We start from the raw sequence: 7,670 nt of genomic DNA on the forward strand, positions 1-7,670 counted from the left end.
AGATTTCCTGCCAATTCACCATGGTCAGCATAAATTGAAACATAGGTTACACCTTTTTGAGTGTAAAGCCATCTCAGCCTATCCTGGACAACAACTAAAACATTTGACCATTGTTCAGTATCAATTGTTGCAAAAGTATCTTTTTCATTGGGTGATGCAACAACAATGTAATGATAGCCGTATGCCGGTTCACTGTAAAATGGTCTATCACTGTATGAATTTTCAGTTTCAATTGAAACTATTGGATTTTTACTTTCAAAAACTCTAATTGCCCACCCCTTAACATATTCATCTTCATTATCTTGTAAACGTTGAAGCATTCCATCTTTTGCAACAAGAGACAATACAGAAGGATTTGTCATAGATTCATTGCCAGGTGCATACGGAGATTTTTTGGGATCAGTAACTTTGTCATCTTTTTTTGATACAATCATGAAACGCTCAGAAACATAATCTTTGCGCATATCCCCCATAATTGTAACTAGAAGTAAATCACTGTTAAAACGTTTACTAAGATCAAATAAAATTTATGATTAAAAATTATCAATACATAAAACTCCACAAAATTAAGACTTTCTTATTTTCATCAAAGAAAAATGATTTTAAAAAAATCAAGAAAGAAAAATTAAATGTATTTCATTGTGATCGCAAATGTTGTTGCAAGATTTAAAGGAGAGAATTAGATCGAATTAAACAGAGAATCTTATGAATAATTCTGATATTCACATGATTTACGTTCTTTTAGACGGTGTAGGAGATCTTCCACATCCAGATTTGGATGGAAAGACACCACTAGAAGCTGCAAATACTCCGACATTAGATAAAATTGCCAGTAATGGAGCCATAGGAGAAGTCATATCAGTAGGAAAAGGAATAGCTCCAGAATCAGACATTGCAGTATTCAACATGTTAGGATACAAATTCAACCATGCAGAGTATGTAGGTAGAGGAGTTATCGAAGCAATTGGGATTGGGATTGACTTTAAAGATGGGGATTTAGCATTAAGAGGGAATTATTCGACATTAGACGAAGAAGGAGTAATCATAGATAGGCGAGCGGGGAGGAATATTGAAAAAGAAGATGCAGATGGAATTGCAAAAGAAATTGAAGAAAAAATCAGGCTTTCAAGCCGAGATACATCTGTAGTAGTATCGCCAACTATTGGACATCGTGTTACAGTTAGAATTCGAACAAATTCTCAATTATCATCAAAAATTACAAACACTGATCCTGCATACAGCAATATCGGCGGTATGGGGGTTGCAAAAGCTGTTGGCGATTTTTTAAAAATTGAAAAATGTTTACCACTTGAAGATACCAAAGAATCCAAGTTTACAGCAAATTTAGTAAATGAATTTTCAGAAAATGCAATTAAAATAATGAAAGACAGTGAAATTAATAAAAAAAGAAAAATGCAAAACAAAAAACAACTCAGCTGTATTCTGCTCAGAGATGCAGGAAACAGATACCCAGACGTGATTCCAATTAACGAGAAATATAGTATGAATTTTTCATGTATAGTAGATATGCCAGTAGAACTTGGAATTTCGGAAGTTCTAAAAATGAAAGCATTTGAGGCAGGAGGATTGACAGATTATGAAGAAAAGGCCAAAGTTGCTGCAAAAGCAATGGAAACTCAAAATTCCATATATGTTCATCTTAAAGGACCAGACGAATTCGGTCATGATGGAGATGCCATAGGCAAGATGAAAAACATCGAAGAGATTGATCAACGATTTTTTAAAACTCTTGTTGAAAACATTGATTCAAGTAAAGTTGCAATTGTCATTTCCGCTGATCACTCTACACCTTGTATAAACAAAGGTCATAGTGATGATCCGGTTCCAGTTTTGGTTTCAGGGGACTTTATCAAAAATGATGGAACAACAAGAATGACCGAACAACAAGCAAAGAAAGGAAGCATAGGATTACTTCAAGGAGCAGAAGTAGTAACTAAATCTCTAGAGTTAATTAAATCTCAAATATAACCAAGTTATTTGATTGCTGCATTTCTTTGGCTTTGTTTCTGATTCTATCAATGTCGATTGAATGATATGTAGAAGGGGAAGTTCCTAATTTATCCAAAACTCTTCTAAGCATTCCGATTCCAATACTAATATCATTTTTTTGTGCATGGGCAAACGCAACAGCCATTAAAATTATTCCTTGTACAACTTCTTTTTCTCTACCAAAACATTGTTTCCAGACACCTTCAAAGGCCTCATGACTTTCCCAGAATCGTTCATTATTAAAATAGAAAATACCATCAGTTATCCCTTGTTCCTTTTCAATCTCCTCTTCTACCACGTGTCGAATATTGTCAACAGGTCCAATAGGCAACAATTTTTCAACAAGAGAATCAAGATCGTCTTTTTCTACAGCAACATCAAATTCTAGAAAATTTCTAGCAACCCTAGCAATTCGAATTGATGCATTCATGCCAGATGTTAGATCCCTAGCTTTGTAAACTAGTTCACGAGAATTTTTAGGAGAATAGCCAGTATTTTTTAAATGAATCATATACCGCTCCATGGCATTGTTTGAATAGGATTTTCTTAAATTTCTTCTGTAATTCCAATCAAGGTTTATATGAAATATCCAAAGGATTTTGGATACATGTCTATCATTCAGACAATTGCAGATGTGGATAATACCTTCCTCTCAAGAAGAGAGATTACATGCAATTTTGCAGGATTAGGTGGCAAACTCAGAAGCCTAGAAGCAGCAGACATGATTACAAAAGAATTCAAACTTGACGGTAAAGTTGTGATTCCAATCAGATTAAAAACACAAGTAGGAAAATCATTAGTCACAGGAATTTTCTATGTTTACAACGATGAAACATTAGCAAAAAAACACATCAACCCTACAATCTTCTCAAGATTGGAAAAAACAAAAGCCAAAATTGCAGAAGCCGAGGCAGCAGCGACAGAGGCATCTGCTGAAGAAACAGCAGAAGTAAAAGTTGAAGAAACAGCAGAAGTAGAGGAGAAGGCAGAATAATGGCAGGAAAAAAAGGTTCCAGTCCTAACGTTTACAAATATTTTAAAATTGACGGAGAGAAACTAACAAGAACTAGAAAAATTTGCTCAAGATGTGGAAAAGGAGTATACATGTCAGAACACAAAGATAGACACACCTGTGGGAAATGTGGACTAACAGAATTTAACCAATAATTATTTTAAAATCACAAGTACACATCATAGTTTCAAATAATTTTGATTGTAATTAAAAATTCTGATTCAACCAAATCCATGTAGAGATAAAAGATAGATCAGTACAATCTTTTTTTATGGATCTTAATACTTTTTTCTTCTAGTTGTTGAATTTTTAAAATAAATGCGGGATCTAATTTGATTTTAGAAAGGGATTCTGCGGATAATTTTACAGTGTTTGTATCTAAGGAAATATTAGATTTAGGAAGATCTTTTCCAGCCCAAAATTTCATCACTTTATCTTCCAATTTATAATCACGAAATCCTGCAGGGAATTTTTTTGTGATGTGATGTAACAAAGTACGATCTTTGAAGACAACTCTTGGTTCAAACAACCGGGTTTCATCACTATATACATTCTCAAATAAGTTTCCAGAAATCTCATCAGAAATTAATTCCATTTTTGAAATTTTTCTCATCAAATCAAGAAAATGAAGAAATTCATGTGCCAAAATTGCATGTATTGTTCCTTTAAGACCATATGCAATCAAAGGAGCAGAAATTTGAATCACTACCTGAAATTTTTCTTCAAACATAATTGGAATAGTCCTAGCAAACAGAATACCATACTCAAATGAATTTGGATTAGGGGATGAAATTACAAGTGAAGGATCCACATAAGCTACAGGATACTGAATTCCAGACGCTTTTTCAATTCTACCTATCCCAGACAAAACAATATGAAAACGAGTCAAGACAAGATCATAAACATCATCAGGAATAATTCCTTTTGAATGTGCATCTTTGAAACGTACTAACGGATCCAATATGTCTCCTCGAAAACTTTGAACGTAAAAAGGTTAATCCGATTAGGATCTAGGTTTTCCGATTTTCTTTTTTTTGCGTGTTTCAGCTCTTTGATCAGCATGTCTTTGATGTTTATTTTTTTTCTCATTGGCATGTAAGTTTACGATATTTAGTGCTAGTTAATTGTTATCATTGTACTTCAATATCAAGAAAATCAAATTCTTGGCACATGCATTGAGTGTCAAGAATCTGAGATAAACCAGGGGAAACATCATCACCAGTCACAAACCTCTTGATAGGTAGGCCTCCTTCAGCTTTTAATTTCATGATAAAGGAGTTATTGGAGTTTTTTTTATATGTCACGCTAAAAACTTTCTTCTCTGAACGTTTTCCAGATTTATCATAAACCACTATAGATTGTTTTTTAAGATCTTTTAATTTTTTCAGATTTTTAGCATCGACTGTAAACTCTGTAGAGATTTTTACCTCAATTAATGAAATGAATTTTACAGGTTTTTTAGGAGATTCGTGGGCAATTTTCAGATTATTGATTTCAAGTGAATCAAGTTTAATTCGATTCAATCTCAAATTTCTTTTTAGAGGGTTTTGAATTTTGACAAAAAAAGGTCGTCCAGATCCTAAAACTAAACTTGATTTATCCTCACCGCCAATCCATGTAAATTTAGCAATTGTCCCACCAAGTTTTTCAAAAAGAAATTTAGAGATCAAACCTTCAACACTGTCAAATTCTGAAATCCCATGAAAATTACAAATTCGGCATCCTTTACCAGAACAATTATCACAGGGTTTTTGTTTTTGTGCTATTCCTCTCTGATTTTTCACATATCGTCCAGAAAAAGTGACATGTTTTGAACGTAATTGACATAATTCATCTTTTAAATTCAAAGTAAAAGTGATATCAGGATCCTGATGATCAATACTTTTTTTAGATTTTTTTCGAAAAAGATTTGCCTAATTCTTTCGTTATGTCAGTCTTGATACTATCAATTCCTTTTAGTTTGTATTTAGAACGAATATAGTCATCCCTATCAATAATGGATGGTTTGATCATAGCACCAACACTAAAAGATGAGTAAGAATACCCAGATGATGCATCATGCATTAATTTTAAATAATTGTTTAGATGATCAAACAAATTTTTACAAATATAGCACTTTTGGGGTAAATCTAGATTTTTTTTGAGCTTTTTGCCTAGTAGTTTGTTGGATGAAAGATGTAATTTTTTAGAGAATAGTCGGCCTAAACAATTATCACATAGATTGTATTTTTTGATAATTTGATTTGCAGTCGGGATAATTTTTTGATATTTAGTCATATTAGAAAAATTTACTCGGAGAATTATCCTAAACCCATTTTCCTAAGAGTGCCTTGCATTTGACGTCCTTTAGAAGCCTTCATCATGTTCTTAGAGTTTTTATAATTTTTGACAAGCTCTTTAACTTCGCCTTCAGGCCATCCAGAACCTCGTGCGATTCTTTTGATCCTAGATGAATTTAACAAATCAGGATCTGCTTTTTCTTCTTTAGTCATACTTTGAATTATGTATCTCCATTTTGAAACTCGATCCTCCATTTGATCTACTTGATCATTTTTCACCATACCAGAAAGTCCAGGCATACTATCAAGAAGTCCTTTCAGAGAACCAACTTTTGTTACTTCTTCTAGCTGATAAAAGAAATCATCCATATTCATTTTTCCACTAGAGATTCTTTTCATTCGAACATCATCACCCTCATTTTCTAATCTTTTTGCCAAATCCAATACAGCTTGAATATCACCCATACCAAGAAGTCGCCCAACAAATCTAGTAGGCGAGAATTTTTCTAAATCATCAATTCTTTCACCAGTTCCAATATACATGATTTGTGCACCAGTAGCTGCAGATGCAGCAAGTGCACCGCCTCCTTTTGCAGAACTATCTAATTTAGTAATAATGATACCACCGACAGGAATTGTATTGTGAAATGCCTCTGCTTGATTAAAGCACTGTTGTCCAATAGTCCCATCGATAACAAGTAAAGCCAAATCAGGATCTGCTACTTTGTTAATTCTTTCCATTTCTTCAAGAAGATCCTTTTCTTCTTTATGACGACCTGCAGTATCAATTAAAATTACATCTAATGGTTGTCCTTCAAAATGTTTCAGACCATTTTTTACAATATTAGGAGAATCTTTGTTACTTTCTTCACCATAAACCTCAACATTTGATTTTTCACACATTGTTTTAAGCTGAACTAATGCACCAGGTCGATAAGTATCAGCTCCGATAACTCCAACTTTGTATCCTTGACGAGATAGAAATTTGGCAAGTTTAGATGCCACAGTAGTTTTCCCACTTCCTTGAATTCCTAAAAGGATAATTTTATTTTGGGTTCCAGGTTTAAAATTAAAATCAGATTCATTCCCAAGCAATTTTGAAAGTTCATCATATAGAATCTTAATTATGTGGTCTTTACGTGAAAGTCCTGGAGGAGGAATCTCATTTAGGGCACGTTCTTCAAGATGTTTTGTAATATCTAAAACTAAGCGCACATTAACATCAGATTGCAACAATGCTCTTTGAACGTCTTTGGATAACTCTTTGATTAACTCCTCATCAATTCCTGAAGATTTGACAATCTTTTTGATTGCGTCACTTAAACTATTCTTGAGTCCATCAAGCATTGTAATTTAACTCCGCATCCACTATTTCAAACCTTCCTCTATACCCATCCCATGTTTTTCATATTTTTTAATTTTAATCGAATTTGAAAAAAGAGGGCAATCAATAACAAATGTTTCGGCCTCACCTCCTTCAAAATTTAAGTTGAATCCATATTTTTCAGAAAGATTTTTTTAAAATATCAACATCGGATTTTGTAATTGACTTACCAAGCCAAGAATCATTTAGCCCATCAGATGAAACAGTGGTCATAATAAATTCAAAATCAGAATCAAGTAAATTATTCATGTATGGATATGGTTCAGCATTCCACAATGGTGCAATTGCTATTAAATTAAATTTTGAGCACATAGTCTCAAATTTTTCTTTTTGAAATTTGCTTTTGATTCCACCATGTACTAAGCCCTCAATATTGAATTGGTCTTTTGCAGTTTGTAATAAATTCCCAAATGCTATTAATTCATCATCAGGCTCATCAGATGAGGAATGAATAGTCAATTGAGGGATGTTCATAGATTGTGATTGGAGATGAGTCCACTTCATATTTGGATGATGTAGCAAATGACTTTCTTCTGACTTTGGAAAAATGCTCAAAAGACATACTATTTCATGCCCTTGTTTTTGTGCCAAATAGATTGCAAATGTGCTATCTTTTCCACCTGAAAATAGGGAAGCTAATCTCATAATCTAAAAAAAATCAATTCAACAAACATTTGAATTTGTTGAAAAAAGATGCTTCATTACTCATAATCCTCATCAATATTCAGACGGCTTTTCCGCTCATCATCAGCATCCGCATTAGTTCTTAATGCGCATGATTTTAGTTTTATCCATTACAACCCAGTATTCCACATTTTGTCCATTCTCCAATTTGCCTTTGACTTCATCATCAATCAAACTGATATCCAGAGTCTCAAATGTTTCAGAATCCATGACTTGTACGACATCACCGTTAATTGAAATTATTTGGCCTACTTTCTTGTTAATCATTGGGACATGAACTTGCATGCTGACAGGACCCACA

9 protein-coding genes and 3 pseudogenes are annotated in these 7,670 nt (G+C 33.4%); 3 read left to right on the plus strand and 9 right to left on the minus strand.

Features of this window, described 5'->3' with window-relative positions; all coding sequences use genetic code 11:
• Positions 1–473 (minus strand): annotated as a pseudogene (locus BD31_RS03230) (galactose-1-phosphate uridylyltransferase); the annotation flags it as partial.
• Between the two features lie 232 nt (positions 474–705).
• Between BD31_RS03230 and BD31_RS03235 the strand changes: the two are divergent.
• The gene (locus BD31_RS03235; protein WP_008298527.1) at positions 706–1,989 is read left to right on the plus strand and encodes a BPG-independent phosphoglycerate mutase family protein; all 1,284 of its coding nucleotides are present in this window, start codon (positions 706–708) and stop codon (positions 1,987–1,989) included.
• On the opposite strand, the gene BD31_RS03240 is transcribed toward BD31_RS03235, so the two are convergent.
• Positions 1,973–2,533, minus strand: a complete 561-nt coding sequence (locus tag BD31_RS03240) for a DUF309 domain-containing protein (RefSeq protein WP_008298530.1) — start codon at positions 2,531–2,533, stop codon at positions 1,973–1,975. The genes BD31_RS03235 and BD31_RS03240 overlap by 17 nt on opposite strands.
• Positions 2,534–2,617: 84 nt before the next feature.
• On the opposite strand from BD31_RS03240, the gene BD31_RS03245 reads away from it, so the two are divergent.
• Together BD31_RS03245 and BD31_RS03250 are read left to right on the plus strand one after the other, a co-directional pair.
• On the plus strand, positions 2,618–3,004 hold the full coding sequence (locus BD31_RS03245; protein WP_048097405.1) for an eS24 family ribosomal protein: 387 nt from the start codon (positions 2,618–2,620) through the stop codon (positions 3,002–3,004).
• On the plus strand, positions 3,004–3,177 hold the full coding sequence (locus tag BD31_RS03250; RefSeq protein ID WP_008298511.1) for a 30S ribosomal protein S27ae: 174 nt from the start codon (positions 3,004–3,006) through the stop codon (positions 3,175–3,177). The genes BD31_RS03245 and BD31_RS03250 overlap by 1 nt, the downstream gene beginning before the upstream one ends.
• A gap of 98 nt (positions 3,178–3,275) precedes the next feature.
• Here BD31_RS03250 and BD31_RS03255 read toward each other — a convergent pair whose 3' ends face one another.
• The 7 genes and pseudogenes from BD31_RS03255 to BD31_RS03275 form a co-directional block, all read right to left on the minus strand.
• Positions 3,276–3,983: a hypothetical protein gene (locus BD31_RS03255; protein WP_008298518.1), complete on the minus strand. Its 708-nt coding sequence runs from the start codon at positions 3,981–3,983 to the stop codon at positions 3,276–3,278.
• Between the two features lie 169 nt (positions 3,984–4,152).
• Positions 4,153–4,869: a hypothetical protein gene (locus BD31_RS10690; RefSeq protein ID WP_008298522.1), complete on the minus strand. Its 717-nt coding sequence runs from the start codon at positions 4,867–4,869 to the stop codon at positions 4,153–4,155.
• A 40-nt stretch (positions 4,870–4,909) separates the two neighbouring features.
• Positions 4,910–5,299: a hypothetical protein gene (locus tag BD31_RS10695; protein WP_008298529.1), complete on the minus strand. Its 390-nt coding sequence runs from the start codon at positions 5,297–5,299 to the stop codon at positions 4,910–4,912.
• 23 nt (positions 5,300–5,322) lie between these two features.
• Entirely contained in the window at positions 5,323–6,648 is a 1,326-nt protein-coding gene (locus BD31_RS03265) for a signal recognition particle receptor subunit alpha (protein ID WP_008298513.1), read from the minus strand.
• Between the two features lie 21 nt (positions 6,649–6,669).
• A pseudogene (locus BD31_RS11095) lies at positions 6,670–6,759 on the minus strand (hypothetical protein); the annotation flags it as partial.
• Positions 6,760–6,805: 46 nt separating this feature from the next.
• A complete protein-coding gene (locus BD31_RS03270; protein ID WP_008298525.1) occupies positions 6,806–7,330 on the minus strand; it encodes a Dph6-related ATP pyrophosphatase in 525 nt (174 codons plus the stop codon).
• Between the two features lie 114 nt (positions 7,331–7,444).
• A pseudogene (locus BD31_RS03275) lies at positions 7,445–7,670 on the minus strand (translation initiation factor IF-5A); the annotation flags it as partial.

The sequence above is a fragment of the Candidatus Nitrosopumilus salarius BD31 genome (assembly GCF_000242875.2).
Taxonomy (GTDB): Archaea; Thermoproteota; Nitrososphaeria; order Nitrososphaerales; family Nitrosopumilaceae; genus Nitrosopumilus; species Nitrosopumilus salarius.

Coding starts and splice junctions, on each gene's coding strand:
- BD31_RS03250 (WP_008298511.1), top strand. CDS start 3,004: ATGGCAGGAAAAAAAGGTTCCAGTCCTAACGTTTACAAATATTTTAAA.
- BD31_RS03240 (WP_008298530.1), bottom strand. CDS start 2,533: ATGGAGCGGTATATGATTCATTTAAAAAATACTGGCTATTCTCCTAAA.
- BD31_RS03270 (WP_008298525.1), bottom strand. CDS start 7,330: ATGAGATTAGCTTCCCTATTTTCAGGTGGAAAAGATAGCACATTTGCA.
- BD31_RS10695 (WP_008298529.1), bottom strand. CDS start 5,299: ATGACTAAATATCAAAAAATTATCCCGACTGCAAATCAAATTATCAAA.
- BD31_RS03265 (WP_008298513.1), bottom strand. CDS start 6,648: ATGCTTGATGGACTCAAGAATAGTTTAAGTGACGCAATCAAAAAGATT.
- BD31_RS03235 (WP_008298527.1), top strand. CDS start 706: ATGAATAATTCTGATATTCACATGATTTACGTTCTTTTAGACGGTGTA.
- BD31_RS03245 (WP_048097405.1), top strand. CDS start 2,618: ATGTCTATCATTCAGACAATTGCAGATGTGGATAATACCTTCCTCTCA.